Here is a 20497-nt window from a genome sequence, read left to right on the forward strand (position 1 = left end):
CACACATCCAACTCCGCATACGACACCGACACACCCGCACCGTCCACCACCGCCACCGCACCACCACACCCACCCACCCGCACACCGAACAGGTCGAGGAAGCGGTCGCGGTGCGGGGTGTCCGGGTCGGTGCCGGTGAGGGCGGCGAGTTCGCGCAGGTGGGCGGCGGCGACGGTGTCGGCCTGCTCGCCCGCGAGGTGCTCGGTGTCGTAGTCCATGCAGAGCTGGACGCCTCCGGCCAGGGGGTTCTTGAAGATGGTCAGAGTGAGGGGCACGTCGGCGGGTTCCTCGCGCCGGGCGGCGGTGAGGTCGCCGAGGCCGCCGAGCAGCCCGGCCCCGTCGGCGCCGAGGGTCTCGCGGGCCACGTGGAAGTTGTTGTAGACGAAGTTCGTCGCGAACAGGTCCTGCTTCCCGGCGATCCGCTGGACGCGGGTCAGTGGGGTCCTGCGGTGCGGCAGGAGGGCGCGCTCGGCGTCGAAGACCCGGGCGATCAGGTCCTCGCCGGACGCGGCGTCCGCACGCATCCGCAGCGGGACGGTGTTGAGGAACAGGCCCCGCACCTCCGTGGCCCCGGTCTCCTCCAGGCGGCCGTTGAGCGTGACACCGCAGCACACGTCCGTCCGGCCGGTCAGCGCGGCCAGGACCCGCAGGTGGGCGGCGAGGTAGACGGTCTTGTCGGGGACGCCCAGGCGACGGGCGAGGGACTCGACGCGGGCGACCAGCTCCGCGGGGACGTGCGCGTCGCGCCGGCCCGTGCCGGCGACGGGGCGCGGCGGGGCGGGCAGGACGAGCGGCTCGTAGCCGTCGAGGGCCGCTCCCCAGAAGCGGGCGGCGGGTGCGGAGTCGACGGCCCGGCGCTCCTCGGCCACGAAGTCGCGGAAGAGGGAGGCCGGGGGCGGCTCGGCGGCGGGCTCGCGCCCGTCGAGGAGGGCCAGGTAGTGGGCGAGGATCTCGGAGAGCGTCGACCACAGGCTCCAGCCGTCGAGGATCGCGTGGTGCTCGACGACCGTCCAGTGGAACGTGTCGTCGTCCTGGACGTGGACGGCGAAGCGCAGCAGCGGCGGCGCGAGCAGGTCGAAGGGGGTACGGCGCTCGGTCGCGACCGCCCGGTCGATCCGCTCCTCCTGCTCGGCCGCCGGCAGGCCGCGCAGGTCGCTGACGGCGAGCACCGGTTCCACCGACCGGTGCACGATCTGCGACGGTTCGGGGGAGGCCGTCGGGTCGAGGCCGGTGCGCAGGACGGGGTGGCGGGCGACGACGGCGCGCAGGGCACGGCGGAAGTGGTCCTCGTCGAAGCGGAGCGGCACCCGGTATCCGGCCGCGTTGTGGTACGGCAGGCGCTCGGGGTCGGAGGCCATGTGGTAGACCATGCCGAGCTGGAGGGCGGTCATCGGGTAGGCGTCCGCGACCGTGTCCCCGTACTGCGCCGCAGCTCCGGGCGGCAGCAGCGAGAACGGCGCGGAGCGGGCGGGCGACTCGTCGCGGCCCGGCCCGTCGGGGCTGGTCGCGGCCCGGTGGGCGAGGGCGCCGACGGTGCGGCACGCGTAGAGGTCGGGGATGGAGACGGGCAGGCCGGCGTCGCGGGCGGCGCCGCTGATGCGCACGGCCCGGATGGAGTCGCCGCCGAGGTCGAAGAAGTCGTCGTCGAGGCCGACCCGGTCCACGTGCAGGACGTCGGCCCAGATCCGGGCCAGGGCGCGTTCGGTCGCGGTGGCCGGCGGACGGTGGCCGGGTCCGGCGGCCGCCCGTTCCTTCCCGGCGAGCGCGGGCAGGGCGCCGCGGTCGGTCTTGCCGCTGGGGGTCGTCGGGAGGGTCTGCAGGGGCACGAACAGGGCGGGGACCAGGTAGGCGGGCAGGCGGGCGGCGAGCCAGCCGCGCAGCTCGTCGGCGGGCGCGGCGGGGGCGGCGGGCGCCGGGACCACGAAGGCGGCCAGGCGGCGTTCGTCGCCCTCCCCGACGGCGGCCACCGCGCAGGCGGCGATGCCCGGGTGCTCGGCGAGGCGGGCCTCCACCTCGCCCGGTTCGATGCGGAAACCGCGCACCTTGACCTGCTGGTCGGCGCGGCCCAGGTACTCGAGGACCCCGTTCGGCAGCTGCCGGGCCAGGTCGCCGGTGCGGTAGAGGCGGGCGCCGGGGACGCCGTGGGGGTCGGGTACGAAGCGGTCGGCCGTGAGGCCGGGGCGGCCGAGGTAGCCGCGGGCGACGCCGGTCCCGCCGACGCAGAGTTCGCCGGTGACGCCCGGCGGGACGGGGTTGCCGAACCGGTCGAGCACGTGGACGTCCCAGCCGGGGATGGCGTGCCCGATCGGGCTGCCGGTCTGCGCCAGGGCCTGGTCGGTCAGCGACACGCAGGTCACGTGCACGGTGGTCTCGGTGGTGCCGAACATGTTGACCAGGAGCGGGGTGCCGGCCGGGTGCCGGCGGTGCCAGGCGCGGACGGCGGCGGTGTCCAGGGCCTCGCCGCCGAACACGACCAGCCGCAGGGCGAGTCCGTCGCGGGGGCGGGCGGTGTCCTCCGCGACGAGCTGGCGGAAGGCCGACGGCGTCTGGGACAGGACGGTGACGCGCTGCGCGACCAGCAGGTCGGCGAAGGCGCCGGGGTCGCGGACGGTGGCGTCGTCGACGACGACCAGCCGCCCGCCGAAGGCGAGGGCGCCCCACATCTCCCAGACGGAGAAGTCGAAGGCGAAGGAGTGGAACAGGGTCCACACGTCGTCGGGGCCGGGCTCGACGGTGCGGCGTCCCGCCTCGACCAGCGCGGCGAGGTTGCCGTGGGTGACCTCGACGCCCTTGGGGGTGCCGGTGGAACCGGACGTGTAGATGACGTACGCGAGATCCTCCGGCGCCGGAGACACCGCCGCCGGCACCTCCCCCGCCGCCTCGGGCCGGTCCCCCAGCTCCACACACGCCCAGTCCCCCGCGGGCAGGCCCGCAAGAGCACCCGCGTCACCGAGCACCACCCGCACACCCGCGTCCCGCAGCACGAACTCCACCCGGTCCGACGGATACGACGGATCGACCGGCACATACGCCGCCCCCGCCCGCCACACCCCCAGCACCGCCGCCACCATGCCCGCACCACGCCCCAGACACAGCCCCACCCGGTCACCACGCCCCACACCCGACGCCCGCAACCGCCCCGCCACCACCCCCGCCCACACATCCAACTCCGCATACGACACCGACACACCCGCACCGTCCACCACCGCCACCGCACCACCACACCCACCCACCCGCACACCGAACAGGTCCGGGACGCAGGCGGAGGGCGCCGGGGCCGGGAGCTCCCGGCGCTCGGCGGGCGGGAGCAGGGTGGCGAGGCCGACCGGGGTGTCGGGGGCGGTGGTGCAGCCGTCGAGCAGCCGCACCCACTGGTCGAACAGCTGCCGGACGTCCTCGGCGCCGTACAGGTCGGTGCGGTACTCGGCCTCGACGCGCAGGCCGGTGCCGTCGTCGACGACGTTCCAGGTCAGGTCGAACTTGGCGGTCGGCGTGCTCAGCGCGAGGCGGCGCAGGTCCACACCCGGCAGGGCGGGGGCCGCTTCCTCGCGCTCGTAGCCGAAGACGACGCGGAAGAACGGGGAGCGCTCGCCGGCGCTGTCGGGGCGCAGCCGGCGGCCGAGCCGGTCGAGCGGGACGTCCTGGTGGTCCATGGCGTCCGCGAAGGCGTCGCGCACACCGTCGAGGACGGTGGCGAAGGCGGCGGTGGGCGGTACGGCCAGGCGCAGCGGCACGGTCCTGACCAGGCAGGTCACCAGGCGTTCGGTCGCCGGGTCGTCGCGTCCGGCCAGCGAGGCGCCCAGGACGAGGTCGTCGCGTTCGGTGTGGCGGTGCAGCAGCACGGCGAGACCGGCCAGCAGGGTCGTGGCGGCGCCGACCCGCTGCCGGCGCCCGAAGTCTCGTATGCGCGCGACCAGTTCGGCGGGGACGACGTGGACGGCGGTGGCGCCCCGGGAGGTGGGCGCGGCGGGGCGGGGCAGCGGGGACGGCAGGGTGACGCCCTCGGGGGCCCCGCTGAGGGCCCGCGTCCAGAAGTCGAGGTCCTCCGCGTCCTCCTCGGCCGGGCGGACGCGCACCGGGGGCGCGGGTGCCGTGGTGCTGTCGTACGCGATGCCGGTGTCGGGGCAGGTGTCCGCGTCGAGGTGGCGGGTGTACTCCTCGGCGAGGTCCTCGACCAGCACCCCCACCGACCAGCCGTCGACGGCGAGGTGGTGGGCGGTGAACTGGAGGATGTGGTCGTCGTCCGCGAGCCGCAGCAGCAGGGCGCGCAGCGGGAGTTCGCGGGTGAGGTCGAAGGGGGCCGTCGTCTCGGCGGCCGACGCGGCGCGGGCCTCCTCCTCGTCGCGCACCGGCCGCACGGTGAGCGGGACGCGGGCCGCGGGGACGGGCGCGCGCAGCGGTTCGCCGTCGACGGCGTGGACGGTGGCGGCGAGCCCGGCGTGGCGCCGGGTCAGGGCGTCGAGGGCGTGGCGCAGGGCGGTCCTGGAGAGCGGACCGGTGATCCGCAACCCGAACGGCACGTTGTACAGGGCCGGTTCCCGGTCGATCTGCTGGGCGAGCCAGACGGCCCGCTGCGCGGCGCTCAGCGGCGTGGCCTCCGGCCGCTGCGGCTGGTCCGTCGGCTGCGACGGGGCGGGTCCGGTGATCGTCATGACGGGAGTCCTTCGTGTCGTACGGCCCGGCCGGCCTCGGCGCGGTTCTCGTCGTCGGCCTGCATGATGCGGGCCACCCGGACCGCGCGGCGCAGGCTGCTCGCGTCCTCGCCGGCGCCCGAGACATGGGCCTCGATGTGCTCGGCCAGGGCGGCGACGGTGCCCTCGCCGAGCATCACGCGCAGGGGCACACGGACCGCGAACATGGCGCGCAGCCGGGCCAGGACCCGGGTGGCGGACAGGGAGTAGCCGCCCAGGTCGAAGAAGTTGTCGTGCACGCCGACCCGGTCGCGGCCCAGTTCCTCGGCCCAGACGCGGGCCACGACGGCCTGGAGAGCGGAGGGGTGCGCGTCGGCCCCGGCCGCCTCCGGCTCGGGCGGGCCGGGGGCGGTGCGCGCGTCGGGGGCCGGGGCGGGCAGGGTGCCGACCGGGCGGTCCGGGTCGGCGGCGACCGCACGCAGCACGTCCAGGTAGTCGGCGGCGAGCCGTTCGGCGGCCGGGCCGTCGAGGAGCCCGGTGTCGTACTCGACGACGCCGTACAGGTCCTCGCCGTCGTACTGGAGGGTGACCAGCAGGTCGTACTTGGCGTGCCCGGCCCGCACCGGCAGTTCGCGGGCGCTTACGCCCGGCAGGTCGAGTTCCACCGCGTCGACGCTCAGCAGTTCGAAGACGACGGAGTTGAGCGGGGAGGGGCCGGGGGTGCCGTGCTCGCGGCGGCGGCGCAGCGCCTCCTGCAACGGGTAGTCCTGGTGGCTGTAGGCGTCCAGGACGGTGGTGCGGGCGCGCCGGGCCAGGTCGCGGAAGCGGTCGCCGGGCTCGATGCCGGTGCGCAGCAGCACCATGTTGACGAAGGAGCCGACCAGGTCCTCCAGCGCCGGATGGTCGCGGCCGGCGACGGAGGTGCCGATCGCGAGGTCGCGGGCACCGCCGCAGCGGTGCAGCAGGGCGAGGAAGCCGCTGTACAGGGTGGTGAACAGGGTGGTGCCGCACTCCTGGCCGGCGGCGCGCAGCGCCGCGACGAGGTCGGCGGGCAGGTCGAAGCGGAGGGTGCCGGCGGTGCGCCGCGGGCCGTGGTCCACGTCCCGGGGGCGGGCACCGGGCAGGGGCGGGCTGGGGGCGGTTGCGTTGCGCTCGGCCCAGTAGGAGGTCAGCTCGGGCAGCCGTCCGGCGAGGCGGTCGCCCTGCCAGTGCACCCAGTCGGCGAATCGCGGGGCGGGCGCGGCCGGTACGGCGGCGGGGTCGCGGTAGGCGGCGCACAGGTCCCCCACGACCCGGGCCAGGGACCACTGGTCGCACACCAGGTGGTGGACGACGAGCACGAGGACGTGCCGGTCGGGCGCGGTGGTGGCGAGGACGGCGCGCAGGGGCGCGGCGGTGAGGTCGAAGGGGGTGGCCGCGGCCCGCGTGACGATGCCGGTCAGCTCGGCGTCCCGGGCGTCGGCCGGGGTGCCGGTCAGGTCGTGCGTGGTCAGCGGGACCGGGCCGGGGGGCAGGACCCGCTGGCGGGGGCCGTCGGCGCCGTCTCCCGGGGCCAGTACGGCGGTGCGCAGCGGTTCGTGGCGGCGGATCACCGCGCCGAGGGCGTCGCGCAGCGCGTCGGGGTCGAGGGGGCCGGTCAGCTCCCAGGCGATCGGCACGTGGTAGCGGGAGGTGCCGGGCGCGGCCTGTTCGGCGTACCAGATGCCGCTCTGGCTGGGGGCCAGCGGCTGGTCGGTGTCGCGCGGGGCGGGCGGTATCGCGGGGGCGGGGGCCGGGCGGGCGCCGTCGTCGACGAATCGGGCGAGTTCGGCGAGGCGGGGGTGGGCGAACACGTCCTCGACGGTGATCTCGACGTCGCGGGCCCGGCCCGTGCGCATGGCGACCCGGGCCGCGAGCAGGGAGTGGCCGCCGAGGGCGAAGAAGTCGGCGCCGGCGTCGATGTGGTCGGGGCGGGTGCCGAGCACCTCGGCCCAGATGCCGGCCAGGAGCGTCTCGGTCGGGGTGCGCGGCGGCGCCGCGGCGGGCGCGGTGGCGTCGGACGCCTCCTCCCGCTGCGGCGCCATGGCGTCGGCGAGGGCGGCGGGGTCGTCGGCCAGGGGCAGGTCGGGGCGGTCCAGGAGGCGGCGCAGGACCCCGGCGACGTCGGTGCGGAAGGTCTCGACGGTGGCGGTGTCGTACAGGTCGCGGTCGAAGGCGCAGTGGGTGGGCCCGTCGGGGGTGAGGGTGAGCACGAGGTCGCGGTCGGCGAGGTCGCGGGCGAGACCGGGCGGGGGTGTGGCGCCGGGCTCGGTCAGCACGACGACGGCGACACCCGCGTCCTGTCCGGGCGCACTCGCCGCGGCCAGTTCGGCGTCGACGCCGGCCAGGGTGACGACGGCGGCGAGGGGCTGCGCCACGTCGACGCACGCGCCGCGCGGCTCGGGGCCGGCCTCCGGGTCGGCGACGACGAGCGGGACGCGGGGCACGCGGCCCCGCTCGGCGAGGACGGCGGCGACCGCGGCTACGGCGACGGCGGTGGGCGAGGCACCGTTCTGCGCGGCGGTCTTGGCGAGCAGGCCGGGCTCGGGCGCCTCCCCGCCGGTCGTCTCGCGCAGGTACTGGGGCACCGGCGGCCGGGGCCGGTCGCAGGGCAGGCTCACCCGGGTGCGGCGCGCGGAGTCAGCGGGCATCGTCGGTCGTCTCCTTCCGGATCACCGTGCGGCCCAGGACGAGCACGTCCAGGTTGGAGCGCAGGAAGGTGCGCAGGGCCTCCTGCGGGGTGGCGATGACGGGCTGCGCCTTGAGGTTGAAGGAGGTGTTGAGGACGACGGGCGTCCCGGTGCGCCGCCCGAACGCGCCGATCAGCTCCCAGAAGCGGCGGTTGGCGCCGGCCCGTACGGTCTGCACGCGGGCGGTGCCGTCGACGTGGGTGACGGCCCCCAGTCCGGCGCGGTGCTCGGCGCGGGTGCTGGTGACGAAGAGCATGTGGGCGTAGCGGTCCTCGGTGCCGGGCTCGATGTCGAAGTAGTCGGCGGCGTCCTCGGCGCGTACGGCGGGGGCGAAGGGGCGGAAGCTCTCGCGTTCCTTGACCACGGCGTTGATCCGGTCCCGCATGTTCTCCTGGCGGGGGTCGGCGAGGATGCTGCGGTGGCCCAGGGCGCGCGGGCCGAACTCCATGCGCCCCTGGAACCAGGCGACGATGCGGCCCTCCTCCAGCAGTCCGGCCACGTGGTCGGCGAGTCGGCGGTCGGCCTCTTCCGCGTCGGCGTCGGTGCCGACGTGCTCGACGACGCAGCCGGCGGGGGTGCCGGCGGCCGCGGCCAGTTCCTCGTCGGTGAAGCCGGGCCCCCAGTAGGGCATGCTCATGCGGCCGGCCTTGGCGGCGGCCGTCGCGTCGGCCTGGAGGGCGGCGCCCAGCGCGCTGCCGTCGTCGGCGGCGGCGGGCTGCACGAAGACGTCGTCGAACAGGCGGGTGCGGGTGACCAGTCCGTTGGCCGAGCAGTTCAGCGCGACACCGCCGGCCAGGCACAGGCGGCTCTCGCCGGTCCGCTCGCGGGCGTCGCGCAGCACGTGCAGCAGGGTGTTCTCGATGGTCGCCTGGAGCGCGGCGGCGATGTCGATGTGCTCGCGGCGCACCTCGGTGCCCGGCTCGCGGGCCGGGCCGAGGCGCTCGGCCAGCTCCCGCAGGGCGCCCGCGTGGGTCTCGTGCTCCTCGGCGGTGCGGTCGCGGGCCAGCAGCGGCACGCTGTAGGCGCCGTGCTCGCGCGGCTGGACGAATTCGGCGAAGGTGTCGTAGTAGCGCCGCGGGTCGCCGAAGGGGGCCAGGCCCATCACCTTGTACTCGTCCATGAACGGCACGAAGCCGAGGTGGTGGGTGAGCAGCGCGTAGAGGATGCCGACGGAGTGCATGGCGGGCACGGTGGAGACGGGTTCGAGGCGGTCGCCGGTGCCGAGGAAGACGCTCAGGCTCTCGGTCTCGCCCATGCCGTCGTTGACGACGACGAGGGACCGGTCGAAGCCGCTCGGGTAGAAGGCGCTGGCGGCGTGGGCCAGGTGGTGCGGGACGGGGGTGAAGGCGTCGTCCCAGGACCGGCCCGGCAGGAACTCCCGCGCCCAGCCCAGCTGCGCCTGCCGGGAGTGCACCAGACGGTGGCGCTCCGCGGCGAGGCCGCCCGTGCTGTCCGCGCCGTCCGCCGGGAGCCCGGCCGGCGGGCCGTAGGCGAAGCCGTGCGCCAGCCGGTCGATGTCGTCGAGCTTCAGGCCGCCCTCGGCCAGGCAGTACCGGATCGCGTTCACGGGAAAGGCGCCCGTGGTCTTCTCCCCGGTGAACCGTTCCTCCGCAGCGGCCGCGATGATCTCGCCGTCCACCACGAGGGCCGCGGCCGACTCGTAGCCCTGCGCGAAGCGGTGGATCCGCGGGTCCGCGCCGGGGAGGGCCCGCCGCTTGAAATCCGTTCCGTTGTGCATTCCGCTGTAGCCAAGGATTCGCATCTCGTGTCCACTTTCGCGGTCGTCGGCAGGTCGTCTACGCCCCCCGACACTAGGCGGTGCGACGCCGTATTCCCCCCGCCGCAGGAATAACTTCCGACCTCGACCTTCGTACAGGAAGAAGACTGGACTTTCGGACCAGGCCCTGTCGTTGACCTATTCCGGCGGTGAATCCTAGGCTGGCCGCGGATCGCTGCCGACGCGTGATGAATGCCGGACTAATCAGCCTTCGGGAATGCCACGGAAATATCGGCGAACAAATGCGAGGACTTTTCACATGTGCGGAATTGCAGGCGCGTTCGCGCTCGACGGGGCCGCCCCGCACCCCGGCCATGTGGCCGCGATGGCGGCCGAGCTGGCCCACCGCGGGCCCGACTCCGCGGGTTCGTTCGCCGACGGGCCGGTGGCCCTGGGCTTCCGGCGGCTCGCCCTGATCGACCCGGAGGGCGGCCGGCAGCCGCACACCAACGCGGACGGCTCCGTGGTCTCGGTGTGCAACGGCGAGATCTTCAACCACCGTGCGCTGCGTGACCGGTTGCGGCGCGCGGGCCACCGGTTCCGGTCGCGCTGCGACACCGAGGTCCTGGTCCACCTGTACGAGGAGTACGGACCGGACCTGGTCGACCACCTCGACGGGCAGTTCGCGTTCGCCCTGTACGACCGGCACGAGCGGCGGCTGCTGCTGTGCCGCGACCGCTGCGGTGTCATCCCGCTGTTCCACACCCGGGCCGACGGGCATCTGGTGTTCGCCTCGGAGATCAAGGGCCTGCTGCGCTACCCGGGGGTGGCGCGCCGGGTGGACCTGGGCGGCCTGGACCAGGTGCTGTCGCTGCCCGGCCTGGTCAGCCCGCGCACCCTGTTCGAGGGCATCGCGTCCGTGGCGCCGGGCGAGCTGATCACCGTCGACCCGTCCGGGGTCACCACGCGGCGGTACTGGGACCTGGACTACCCGATGGCGGCGGACCTCGACCACGCCGCCGACGCCGGCACCGACGATGACGGGATCGCCCTCGACCACCACGCCGGGCAGGTGCGCCGGCTCCTGGAGGAGTCGGTCGAGGCGCGGCTCGACTCCGACCTGCCCGTCGGGTTCTACCTGAGCGGCGGCCTGGACTCCAGCCTGATCGGGGGCCTGATGGCCGGGGCCCGCCCCGAGCACGCCTGGCCCAGCTACTCCGTGACCTTCCCCGGCGGCGCCTTCGACGAGGCCGGGCACCAGCGGCTGGTGGCCGGCAAGCTCGGCACCCGCCACCACGAGGTGCGCCTGGACGAGCGGATCGCGGCCGACACCCTGCGCACCATGGTGCGGCACGCCGAGACCCCGGTCCGCGAGTCCTACAACGTGTGCTCCTACCTGCTGTCGCGCCGGGTGCGGGCGAGCGGGACGCGGGCCGTCCTGAGCGGCGAGGGCGCCGACGAGCTGTTCGGCGGCTACCCCGGCTACCGCTTCGACGCGGGCGGGCCGCCCGCCGGCGGCGGGTCCCCGTCCGGCCTGCTGGAGGAGCAGCTGGAACGGGAGGCCAACCACCGCATGTTCGGCCTGGACCTGCGCTACGAGCAGGACCAGGTGGCCGCCCTGGAACGGCGCAGGCCGCTGTACGCCCCCGACCTGGCGGCGGGCCTCGACACCTTCGCCGTCACCGCGCAGGCCCTGGTCGACCCGGCCCGCCTGACGGGCCGCCACCCCCTGCACCAGCGCTCCTACCTGGACTTCCGGCTCCGCCTCTCGGACCACCTGCTGGGCGATCACGGCGACCGGATGGCGCTGGCCAACTCCGTCGAGATGCGCTTCCCGTTCCTGGCCCGGGACGTCGTCGAGTACGCGACCCGTATCCCGCCGTCGCTGATGGTGCGCGGGGGCCGGGAGAAGGCGGTGCTGCACCGCGCCGCCGACGGCCTGGTGCCGCCGGAGGTGCTGCGCCGCCAGAAGTTCGGCTTCCGCGGGCACACCAGTACCGACCTGCTGGGCAGCGACTGGTTCGCCGAACTGCTCTCCCCGTCGGTGGTCCGCCGGCAGGGCTACTTCGACCCGGCCACGGTCAGCGCCCTCGTGGAGCGGCAACGCTCCGGGGCCCGCCAGGTCCATCCGCACCTGGACACCGACTACCTGATGGTCGCCGCCACCTTCGCCCTGTTCGTCGAGGAGTTCGAGCTGCCATGCCTGGGATGACGCACCCCGCGCAGGCCGGGCCGCGCCCCCGCCCGGCCACCGAGCCCGCCGCGCCCGCCGACACCAAGACCCTGCCGCTGGTCGGGGTGATCGGCGGGATGGGCCCGCTGGCCTCGGCCGAACTGCTGTCCACCATCTACCGGTTGGACCCCCCGCCCGTCGAGCAGCGGGCCCCGCGCGTGCTGCTGTGGTCCGACCCGGCCGTCGCGGACCGCACCCTGGCCATCAACGGCGGCCGGCTGGGCCCGGTGGCGCAGGCGCTGGAGCGGTCGGTGGGCCAACTCCTCGCGGCGGGCGCGCACCGGGTGGTCGTCGCGTGTGTCACCGCGCACCACGCCGTACGCCTGCTGCCGCCCGCGCTGACCTCGCGCTGCGTGTCCCTGGTCGACCTCGTCTTCGACGAGCTGGCCCGGCGCCCCGCCCGGCACCTGCTGCTGTGCACCGACGGCAGCCGCGCCAGCGGGGTCTTCACCGGCCACGAACGGTTCGCGCAGCTGCGCGAACGGATCGTGCTGCCCGACGCGGCGGACCAGGCCGCGCTGCACCAGGGCCTGTACCGGCTCAAGCGCGGCGGCGACGCGCACGACGCGATCCGCTTCCTGGAGCGGACACTGCCCCGCTACGGAGCGTCCTCGTTCATCGCGGGCTGCACCGAACTGCACCTGGTGACACGGGCGATCGAGGCCGCCGGACGGTCGGCGGCCCTGCCCAGCATCGACCCCATGGCCCTTGTGGCCCGACGGATCAGGGACGGAGTGCTATGACCGAGTCGACCATCCTGAGCACCTGGGCGCGGCAGGTCGTCCGGCTCGGCCCGGCGTGCGCCCTCGACACGGCCGACGGCCCGGTCGGCTACGCGGACCTCGCGGCCCGGGTCGCCGGGTACGAGGCACGCCTGACGACGGGTGGGAGCCCGGCGCCGCCGGTGCTGCTGATGTCGGCCGACCCGGTCGAGGTGATCGCCGCGATGCTCGGCTGCATGGCGGCGGGGCGGACCTTCGCCCCGGTGTCGGTGGCCACCCCGGCCGCCGTCCTGGCCGGCATCCTCGACGCGCTGCGACCGGGGACCGCGGTCGTCGACGCCGCGCACGTGGACGTCCTGCACGACGTCCGGCACGCGGCGACGGCCGCCGCCCCGGTCGAGACGCTGTGCCCGCAGGACGTGGTGTCCGGCGACGCGTCGGCCGACCGCTGGGCCGACGCCACCGTCGCCGACCACGGGTACGTGTGCTTCACCTCCGGCACCACGGGCCGGCCCAAGGGCATCCGGGGCAGCCTGCGCGCCGTCCGGCACTTCGTCGACTGGGAACGCACCGAGTTCGGGGTGGGGACCGGCACCCGGGTCTCCCAGCTGACCTCCCCCGGTTTCGACGCCTTCCTGCGCGACGCGTTCGTGCCGCTGTGCGCGGGCGGGACCGTCTGCGTGCCGCCGGGAGCGACGCCGCCGGTCGGGGACGGCCTGGCGCGGTGGCTGGCGGCGGCCCGCGTGGAGATCGCGCACTGCGTCCCGACGGTGTTCCGCACGCTGCGCGCCGCGCGCGACGTCGCGGACCGGCTGCCGGCGCTGCGGGCGGTCCTCCTGGCGGGCGAGCCGCTGCACGCCGCCGACGTGGCGTGGTGGCGCGGGTCGTTCGGCGACCGTGCCGCGCTGGTGAACCTGTACGGCCCCTCCGAGACGACCATGACGAAGTTCTTCCGCCGTACCACCGCGGACGACGCGCACGCCCGGCCGGTGCCGGTGGGCCGGCCGCTGCCCGGGGTGTCCTTCCGGGTGCTCGGGGCGGGTGGCATCGGTGAGATCGAGATCGAGACGCCGTTCCCGCTGCCGGGCTATCTCGGGGACGAGCCCGGCGGCTTCGACGCCGATGGCCGCCGTTTCCGCACCGGTGACCTGGGCCGGGTCCGCGCCGACGGCGAACTGGAGGTGCTCGGGCGGCGTGACGGCCTGGTGAAGGTCAACGGCGCACGGGTCGAACTCGGCGAGGTGGAAGGCGCCCTGCGGCTCCACGAGGACGTACGGGACGTCGTCGCCGCGGCCGTGGAGCACGAGGAAGGCACCGTCCTGGCCGCCTATCACGTCGGTGACGCCGCGGAGGCGGACCTGCGGGCACACGCCCGGCGCCTGCTGACGCCCGCCGCCGTGCCCACCGTGTTCGTCCCCATGGCGGAGATCCCCCGCACCCTCAACGGCAAGGCCGACCGGCGCCGGCTGCCCCGGCCCGGCGCGGGCCCGGTGAGCGGGAGCGCGCCGCGGGACGGCCTGGAGCGGGACATCATGGCGATCTGGGCCGAGCTGCTGGGCCTGGCGGCCATCGGCCGCGACGACGACTTCGTCCGCCTCGGCGGCGACTCCCTGGCCACGGCCCGCCTCCTGGACCGCCTGCGCACCCGGCACGGCGTGGAGATCCCCCTCCGCACCTTCCTGTCGGCCCCGACGGTGGCGGGCCTGGCGGCGACGGTGACGGCTCTGAGGGCGACGGTGGCAGTGGGGAGTGTGTCCGCCGGGAACGAGGCGGCGGTGCCGGGCGAACCGGCCGGGCGCACCCCGTCCGAGGGTGCCGCGGAAAGCGCCCCGTCCGGCTCCGAGCCGGTGCCGGCCGTGGTCGCTGCCGGGGAGGGCGGGCGATGAGCGGCGACGCGCCCGGGGACCGGTCGCGACCGGTGCCGCTCGTCACGGTCCGGCTGTCCGGCGCACTGGACACCGGCGCGCTCGCCGCGGCCGTCGCCGAGGCGCCCGGCGCCTCACTCGGGCCGGCTCCACGCGTCCTCGACCTGTCCCGGCTCGACGCGGCGCGGCAACGGCGGGTCGCCACCGACCTGGCCGCCGCACCGGGCCCCGGCGGGACGGCACACCTCATCCACGTAGGTGCGTCCGCGTGGGAGCTGACCCTGTTCACGCGTCCCGGCGGGGTGGACGCGTGGAGTCTCCCGGGGGCGCTCGCCGCGCTCGGGGACCGCTACACCCGCCGGGTGGAGGGGTCCCCCGCCCCGCCGGCCTCCCCCGGCGACACGACCGGGACCGCCGGGGCCGCGGCCCACTGGCGCCGCCTCCGCGAGGACCTGCCCACCCCGGCGACCCCGCCCGAGCCGCCCCGCGCGGCCGGCGGTCCGCCGGCCGCGACCTGGACCGTCGAGGACGGCGCCGAGTCGGCACGGCGGGCTGCGCGGGCGCTCGGCGCGACGCCCGACGCGGTCCTGCTCGCCGCGTTCGCCGCCGTACTGGGCCGCTACCTGGACACCGACGACCTGGCGGTCGCCGTACCGGCCGACCCCGCCCGGCGCCCCGGCGACCCCGGGCGTCCGGCCGGCCTGCCGCACAGCCTGCCCCTGCTCGTCCGGCTGCGTCCCGCCGAGGCATCGGCCTTCGACCGGCTGGTGGCCCGCGTCGAGGAGGGGTTCGCCGACACGCGGGCCCAGCACCCGATCTCCACGGCCGCGTTGAGCGAGGTGCTCGGTGCCCCGGTCGAGGAGGTGTGCCAGATCTCGTTCGGCCACGGCGAGGACCCCGACCCGCGTCTCGATCTGCCCGGCGTCACCGCCGCCCTCGACCCGGCCCCGCCCACCGCGCGCCACCGCCGCGCCGACCTCACCGCCGGCGCCGGGCGGGCGGTCCTGACCTGGCCCGCCGCCTGGCGGAGCGTCGCGTCCGGGGACCGGTTCGCCGCCCACCTCGCGGCCGTCCTGCGCGCGGTCGCCGCGAACCCCCGCGCCCTCCTCGACGGCATCGACCCGCCGGGCGTCCCCGACCCGCGGCCGTCCGCGCCCCGGCGCCCCGCGACCGACCCGGCGACGGGCGGCATCCACCAGCACGTACGCCGGTACGCCACGCTCACCCCGGACGCCGTCGCCGTACGACACGACAGGGACGGTCGGGAAGACGCCGTCACCTACCGGGAGTTGGACGCCTGGAGCGACCGCGTCGCGCACCGGCTGCGCGCGGCCGGCGCGGGTCCCGGCCGGTTCGTGGCGCTCCGGCTGCCCGGCGGCGCCGTCCAGGCGGCGGCACTGGTCGCGGTCGCCCGGACCGGCGCGGCCTTCGTCTGCCTCAACCCCGCCGATCCGCCCGACCGGATCGCCACGATCACCGCCGACGTCGGCCCGGTGTGCCTGCTGGCGGTCCCCGACGAGCACGAGACCCCCCGCATGCGGCAGGACCCGCAGAAGACGGGGGAGCACCCGCTCCGCACCGACCCGTCGACCGGGCTGCCGGTCGTGCCGGTGTCCCCCTGCCCGCCGGAACCGTCCGGGGGCACCCCCGTCCCGTTCGACCCCGCCCCGCCGCGCCCCGACGCCCCGCTGTGCCTGGTGCACACCTCCGGCTCGACGGGCCTGCCCAAGGGCATCGCGCTGGCGCACGCCGCGTTCGTGCAGTTCGCCGACTGGCAGCGGGAGACCTTCGCGCTCGGCCCGGGCAGCCGCGTCGCCCAGTGGGCGCCCTTCACCTACGACGCGGCCTACACCGAGGTGTTCGCCGCGCTGACCACGGGCGCCACTCTGTGCGTCCCTCCCGAGGGCGCCCGCCGCGACCCGCTCGCCGTGCTGCGCTGGCTGCGCCGGGAGCGGGTCACCCAGTTGCAGACCGTCCCCGCCTTCCTGCGACTGGTCCTGGAGGCACTCTCCGACGAGGCCGAGGCCACGGGGACCGCCGCCGCGCCCACCGCCCTGGAACACGTCCTGCTCGCGGGTGAGGTCCTGCCGCCCGACCTGGCCGCACGGTGGCACGGCAGCTGGCCCGACCCGCCCCGGCTGCACAATCTGTACGGGCCCACCGAATGCATCCTCGCCACCCACCGGCCGCTCAGTCCCGGCGAGGACCACCCGGACTCGGTGCCCGTCGGGCGGGCGATCCCCGGCCGGGACGTCCTCGTGCTCGACCGGCACCTGCGCCCCTGCCCGTCCGGCGTGACCGGCGACCTCCACCTGCGCAGCCCGTTCCTCGCCACGGCCTACCACCGCAGGCCCGTCGAGACGGCCCTCGCCCACCGCCCCGACCCGTGGCGGCCCGGCGGCACCCTCTACCGCACCGGCGACCTGGGCCGGCTGCTGCCCGACGGTGAACTGGCCTTCGCCGGGCGGGCCGACAACCAGGTCAAGGTGCGCGGCAACCGCGTCGAGCTGGAGGAGGTGGAGGCCGTGCTCGAACGGTTCCCCGCCGTCCGCGAGGGCGCGGTGGCCGCGCACTCCTACGGGCCGGGCGAGTGGCGCCTGGTCGGCTACGCGGCCGTCGAGGGCGGAGCGACCCCCGCCGACCTGCGCCGCCACCTGTCGTCCCTGCTGCCCGCCGCCGCCGTACCCGACCTCGTCGTCCTGCTCGACGCCCTGCCGCGCACCCGTACCGGCAAGCGTGACCGGGCGCGGCTGCCCCGGCCCCCGGCGTGGCCGGCCGCCTGAGGCCGGACCGTACGACATCCCACGGAGGTAACCATGCTCCTGAACGCCCGCCCGAGCCCCGCCCCGCACCCGCCGGCCCCCGGCGCCGGGCCGCGGGTCGACGCCGAACTCGCCCCGGGGCGCCCCCCGGTCGTCACCGCCCGGCCCGGCGGGCGCTCCCCCGCCGACTGGGTCGCGGAGCACCGCGCCGGACTCGACGCGCTCGTGCTGCGCCACGGCTGTGTCCTCGTGCGCGGCCTGCCCGTACGCGACCACGCCGGCGCGGCGGCCGTGAGCGGGGCCCTGATCGACCGCCCGGCCGGCGACCACGAGCCGTTCGCGCCGCGCCGGGCGCTCGCGGCGGCTCTGTGGTCGTCGAACGAGTGGCCCGCCGAACAGCCGATGTGCATGCACCACGAGTCGAGCTACGCACCCACGTTCCCGGGGCGGCTGGTGCACTGCTGCCTGGAGGCCCCCGACGAGGGCGGCGCCACGGCCCTCGCGGACGGCGCGGCCGTGCTGCGCGCGCTGCCGGCGTGGTTGCGCGCGCGGGCCGAGGCCACCGGCTGGGAGCTGACCCGCCACCACAACGGCATGGTCGGCGTGGACTGGCGGGAGGCGTTCGCGACGGACGACCGGGGCGCCGTGGAGCGGCACTGCGCCGCGCACGGCATCGACTGGCGGTGGTCGGGCGAGGACGGCCTGACGACACGCCGCCGCACGGCCGCGGTACTGCGCCACCCGGCCACCGGCGTCCCCGTCTGGTTCAACCAGCTGGCCTTCCTCAACGAGTGGACGATGGAACCGGGGGTCCGGTCCTTCCTGGTGGAGGAGTTCGGTGCGGACGGACTGCCGTACAACACCCGCTTCGGCGACGGCACACCGCTGGACCGGGTGACAGTCGACCTGATCAACGACGTGTACGCGGCCCACACCGTGCGCGAGCCGTGGCGCGCGGGCGACGTGCTGGTCGTGGACAACCTGCGTATGGCGCACAGCCGGGAGCCCTACCGGGGCCCGCGCGCCCTGACCGTCGCGTTCGGTGACCCGGTGGAGCGGCTGACCCGGGGCGGTGAACTGTGCCGGCCGAGCCCGGCGTGAGCGCGCGTCCGGCTCCGGACCGGCCCAGCCGTCGGCCGATCTTCGGGGTGTGGGCGGCGATGGCCGTGGCCAACACCGGCACCCGCGTGTCGGCCGTCGCGCTGCCCTGGTTCGTGCTGGTCACGACCGACAGCGCGGCCCTGACGGGCCTGGTGGCGTTCTGCGAACTGACCCCGTACGTGGCGGTGAAGGCGCTGTCCGGGCCGCTCGTCGACCGGATCGGGCCGCGCCGGGTGTCGCTGAGCACCGACGTGGTGAGCGCCCTGTCGGCGGCCTGCCTGGCCGCGCTGTCGGCCCTGGGACTGCTGCACTTCGGGCTGCTGCTGGCACTGGTCGCGCTGATCGGCGCGGCGCGCGGACCCGGCGACCTCGCCAAGGACGTCCTGATCCCGGAGGCCGCGCGGCGCTCGGGAGTGGCCCTGGAGCGGGCGACCGGCGTGGGCGGTGTCATCGAGAACGGCGCCCAGACGGTGGGCCCCGGCCTGGGCGGGGCGCTGATCGCGGTGTCCGGGCCGATGACCGGCGTCCTCGTCAACGCTGCCGCCTTCGCACTCGGTTCGGTGCTGATCACGATGTTCGTGCCGCGCGGTGACCCCGATGGGGCGGCGCCGGACGACACACACGACCCGGAGCGGCCGGGCTACTGGCGCAGCATGGGTGACGGCTTCCGGTGGCTGCGCGGCAATCCGCTGGTGCTCTCCGTCCTCCTCGTCGTCGGCCTGAGCAATCTGCTCGGGGCGGGCTGGAGCAGTGTGCTGCTGCCGGTGTGGGCGCGCTCCGGCCACGGCGGCCCGGCGGCGGTCGGTCTGCTGGGCACGGTCCTCGGGGCGTCCGCCGTGTGCGGCAGCCTGGTGGCGGCCACGATCGCCGAACGGCTGCCGCGCCGCTGGGTGTTCCTGGTGGGCTTCGTGCTCGCGGGCGCGCCGCGCTTCGTCGTCCTGGCCACGGGGGCGCCGCTGTGGGGGGCGGCCGTCGTGGTGGCGGTCGGGGGGTTCGGGGCGGGGTTCCTCAACCCGATCACCAGCGCGGTCATCTTCGAACGCATCCCGCGCGCGTTGCTGGGCCGGGTCGTGGCGACCGGCGACTCACTGGCCTGGGCGGGCATCCCGGCGGGAGTGGCGCTGGCCGGGGTCCTGGTCGGCGCGGCCGGCCTGGTACCGGTCCTGCTGGGGGCGGGTGCGCTCTCCTTCGGGGCGACGGTACTGCCGTTCCTGCGCCCGGAGTGGAAGCAACTGGATCGCGCCCGGCCCGCCGCACCGCCCGGCCCGGAGGCCGGCGCGCGGAGCGGTCCGGAGACCCGCCGGGCCTCCCCCGAGGACGCCGCGCGTGAGGACGCCGCGCGACCGGCGTCCGGTCAGGGGGCCGTGACCGCCGGCGGGTCGTCCGCGAGCAGCGCCCGTACGTGACGCAGCGGGCGGTAGCCGTAGTGGCCGCCGCGTTCCGGCCGCTCGCCCCTGTCGACCTGGAGGAGGCAGGCGTCGGCGAGATCGGCGAGGAGTCCGACGTCGGCCGCGTCGGTGAGTCCGGCCAGCACGTCGCCGCCCGCGACGGGACCGCGGGCCAGGCGGCGCAGCAGCCGTTCGTGCGACGCGTCCAGCAGGTCCAGGCTCCACCGCAGGCCGGCCCCGGCGCTGCGCTGGTGCTCCGGGGCCGCCGGGTCGTCGCAGCCGAGCAGGCGGGGTGCCCGGTCGTCCGTCAGGAGCAGGTCGAGGGAGACCGTCCGCAGCCGCCGCGCGGCGAACTCGATGAGCCGTGGCAGCCCGTCCAGCAGGCCGACCAGGGCGGCCAGCCGTTCCCCGCACCCGGACAGGTCCAGTTCGGGGCAGGCGTCGGCGGCCCGGCTGCGCAGCAGTTCCACCCCGGTGTCGCCGTCCAGCGGCGCGACCTCGTACAGGGACGCGCCGATCAGTCCGGGCGGACGGCGGGCCGTCACCAGCACGTGGGCCCGCGGCAGGCGCGCCAGCAGCCGGTCGACCAGCCGTGCCGTGGTCAGCGGCAGGTGCTCGGTGTCGTCCAGGACCACGACGAGCCGGTGTGGGCCGCCCTCGGCGAGGCGGGTGCCCAGGACCCGGGCGACGGCCTCGCCGGCCAGGCGCAGCGCCTCGCCGGGGCCCGTCTCGTGTTCGCGCGGCACCCGCCCCAGACCGACCACCGCCACGCCCTCGTCCAGCCGGCGCCCGGCCTCCTCGGCGGCGGCCAGCGCCACCCGGGACTTGCCGGCCCCGCCCATGCCGGTGACCACCACGACCTGCTGGTCCCGCAGGCGCCGGCCCAGTTCGGCGATCTCGGCGTCCCGCCCGAGCAGGGACGAGCGCGGGGGACGACCGCCGCGCCACACCCCCGGCTCGGGACCGAGCACTTTCAGCCAATCCGTGGCCATACCAACCGGTGTGGCCAGGTCGTCCACCGCGGCGGTGTGCAGCCGCTCCTTCAGTTCCGGGTCGAGGACGTCCAGCAGCATCTCCACCGAGCTGCGGCGGGGCCGGCGAATGGCGCCGCGCTCGAAATTCCGGATCGTGCGGACACTGATGCCGGAGGAGTCCGACAGCTCTTCCTGGGTCAGGCCGCTCCGCAGCCGCAGACGCAGCAACAGATTCTCCGTCATGGCGTTCCCCCTCGGGACAGGGAGCACTTCGCACGGCGCGGCGCTCACCGGATGGGACATGGCCACAGCCTCCGGCGGGCGGTTCCTGATCCGGTCCCGCTGGTGTACCGCCGGCCCGGTGCCGCGTCTATGCTTCGGGCGGATCATGCGGGC

The 20497-nt window shown here is 76.1% G+C and carries 10 protein-coding genes; 6 read left to right on the top strand and 4 right to left on the bottom strand.

The window, feature by feature from the left end:
• The 3 genes from ACGFZL_RS27450 to ACGFZL_RS27460 form a co-directional block, all read right to left on the bottom strand.
• A partial coding sequence (locus ACGFZL_RS27450; RefSeq protein ID WP_393695650.1) for an amino acid adenylation domain-containing protein occupies positions 1–4652 on the bottom strand: 4652 nt, incomplete at its 3' end.
• Positions 4649–7300 carry a condensation domain-containing protein gene (locus tag ACGFZL_RS27455; protein ID WP_393695652.1) on the bottom strand — a complete coding sequence of 884 codons (2652 nt, stop codon included), beginning with the start codon at positions 7298–7300 and terminating at the stop codon, positions 4649–4651. The genes ACGFZL_RS27455 and ACGFZL_RS27450, both read right to left, overlap by 4 nt.
• Positions 7290–9077, bottom strand: a complete 1788-nt coding sequence (locus ACGFZL_RS27460; protein ID WP_393695654.1) for a carbamoyltransferase — start codon at positions 9075–9077, stop codon at positions 7290–7292. Before ACGFZL_RS27460 ends, ACGFZL_RS27455 begins: the two co-directional genes overlap by 11 nt.
• 298 nt (positions 9078–9375) lie before the next feature.
• Between ACGFZL_RS27460 and asnB the strand changes: the two genes are divergently transcribed.
• The 6 genes from asnB to ACGFZL_RS27490 are packed head-to-tail and all read left to right on the top strand — an operon-like array spanning position 9376 to position 19145.
• The gene (asnB, locus tag ACGFZL_RS27465) at positions 9376–11268 is read left to right on the top strand and encodes an asparagine synthase (glutamine-hydrolyzing) (protein ID WP_393695656.1); all 1893 of its coding nucleotides are present in this window, start codon (positions 9376–9378) and stop codon (positions 11266–11268) included.
• The gene (locus tag ACGFZL_RS27470) at positions 11256–12032 is read left to right on the top strand and encodes an aspartate/glutamate racemase family protein (protein WP_355171323.1); all 777 of its coding nucleotides are present in this window, start codon (positions 11256–11258) and stop codon (positions 12030–12032) included. Before asnB ends, ACGFZL_RS27470 begins: the two co-directional genes overlap by 13 nt.
• Positions 12029–13897: an AMP-binding protein gene (locus ACGFZL_RS27475; protein ID WP_393695658.1), complete on the top strand. Its 1869-nt coding sequence runs from the start codon at positions 12029–12031 to the stop codon at positions 13895–13897. Before ACGFZL_RS27470 ends, ACGFZL_RS27475 begins: the two co-directional genes overlap by 4 nt.
• Positions 13894–16659, top strand: a complete 2766-nt coding sequence (locus ACGFZL_RS27480) for an amino acid adenylation domain-containing protein (RefSeq protein WP_393695660.1) — start codon at positions 13894–13896, stop codon at positions 16657–16659. The genes ACGFZL_RS27475 and ACGFZL_RS27480 overlap by 4 nt, the downstream gene beginning before the upstream one ends.
• A gap of 33 nt (positions 16660–16692) precedes the next feature.
• Positions 16693–17739 (top strand): TauD/TfdA family dioxygenase, encoded by a 1047-nt coding sequence (locus tag ACGFZL_RS27485; protein WP_393695662.1) that lies wholly within the window; start codon positions 16693–16695, stop codon positions 17737–17739.
• A complete protein-coding gene (locus ACGFZL_RS27490) occupies positions 17736–19145 on the top strand; it encodes an MFS transporter (protein WP_393695664.1) in 1410 nt (469 codons plus the stop codon). Before ACGFZL_RS27485 ends, ACGFZL_RS27490 begins: the two co-directional genes overlap by 4 nt.
• On the opposite strand, the gene ACGFZL_RS27495 is transcribed toward ACGFZL_RS27490, so the two are convergent.
• Positions 19094–20344 (bottom strand): helix-turn-helix domain-containing protein, encoded by a 1251-nt coding sequence (locus ACGFZL_RS27495; RefSeq protein WP_393695666.1) that lies wholly within the window; start codon positions 20342–20344, stop codon positions 19094–19096. The genes ACGFZL_RS27490 and ACGFZL_RS27495 overlap by 52 nt on opposite strands.
• Positions 20345–20497 lie beyond the last annotated feature (153 nt).

Source organism: Streptomyces sp. NPDC048182 (assembly GCF_043202555.1).
In the GTDB taxonomy this organism is placed as follows: Bacteria; Actinomycetota; Actinomycetes; order Streptomycetales; family Streptomycetaceae; genus Streptomyces.

Excerpts from the sequence above, each read along its gene's own strand:
- ACGFZL_RS27495 (WP_393695666.1), bottom strand. The coding sequence starts at position 20,344 with ATGACGGAGAATCTGTTGCTGCGTCTGCGGCTGCGGAGCGGCCTGACC.
- asnB (WP_393695656.1), top strand. The coding sequence starts at position 9,376 with ATGTGCGGAATTGCAGGCGCGTTCGCGCTCGACGGGGCCGCCCCGCAC.
- ACGFZL_RS27470 (WP_355171323.1), top strand. The coding sequence starts at position 11,256 with ATGCCTGGGATGACGCACCCCGCGCAGGCCGGGCCGCGCCCCCGCCCG.
- ACGFZL_RS27480 (WP_393695660.1), top strand. The coding sequence starts at position 13,894 with ATGAGCGGCGACGCGCCCGGGGACCGGTCGCGACCGGTGCCGCTCGTC.
- ACGFZL_RS27485 (WP_393695662.1), top strand. The coding sequence starts at position 16,693 with ATGCTCCTGAACGCCCGCCCGAGCCCCGCCCCGCACCCGCCGGCCCCC.
- ACGFZL_RS27475 (WP_393695658.1), top strand. The coding sequence starts at position 12,029 with ATGACCGAGTCGACCATCCTGAGCACCTGGGCGCGGCAGGTCGTCCGG.
- ACGFZL_RS27455 (WP_393695652.1), bottom strand. The coding sequence starts at position 7,300 with ATGCCCGCTGACTCCGCGCGCCGCACCCGGGTGAGCCTGCCCTGCGAC.
- ACGFZL_RS27460 (WP_393695654.1), bottom strand. The coding sequence starts at position 9,077 with ATGCACAACGGAACGGATTTCAAGCGGCGGGCCCTCCCCGGCGCGGAC.